A 585-nucleotide genomic window follows, 5' to 3' on the forward strand; every position below is an offset into this window, starting at 1 on the left:
ATTTACGTTTCATAATGGTTCTTTAATCAATCGACTTGAGACTGTAGAAGCTTTTAAGGGCGTAACATTACCTATCTATGATCAACGTATGATGGAGTTCGATGATGGAGTGTTTCAACCAACAACACATCAGCCTAAGCATGTAACACTAAGCACAACACATCAAGCCAAGATGGTTCATACGGGTGATATCGTGATTAATATGATGACGAGTGAGTGTGTCATTGTGAGTCAACAACATCATGACAGTATTCTCCCTTATAATTATACGCATATTGAGATTGATACAGCACATATCGATGCTAATTATTTTGTCTATTGGATGAATGCTTCATCTCAAGCGAAGAGTCAGTTAAATCAATTTAAACAAGGGGGTTCATTAGTTAAAAAACTCACATTGAATCAACTTAAACAACTTAAGATGACGTTACCTCCATTAGAACAACAACAACGTATAGGAAAACTTGATGAACGACGTAGACATTTAAAGTATTTACAAGCGAAACGAAGTTATTTGATGGACCAATTTTTATCAGAATATTTATTTAAGGAGGACATTTAGATGTCAACAACGGAAAAACAAAG

1 protein-coding gene is annotated in these 585 nt (G+C 34.7%); it reads left to right on the plus strand.

Going from position 1 to position 585, the window contains the following annotated elements:
• On the plus strand, positions 1–562 hold a 562-nt coding region (locus KA858_RS12465; protein ID WP_210135838.1), incomplete at its 5' end, for a restriction endonuclease subunit S.
• Positions 563–585: the final 23 nt, after the last annotated feature.

Source organism: Staphylococcus sp. GDX8P80P, assembly GCF_017893095.1.
In the GTDB taxonomy this organism is placed as follows: domain Bacteria; phylum Bacillota; class Bacilli; order Staphylococcales; family Staphylococcaceae; genus Staphylococcus; species Staphylococcus borealis.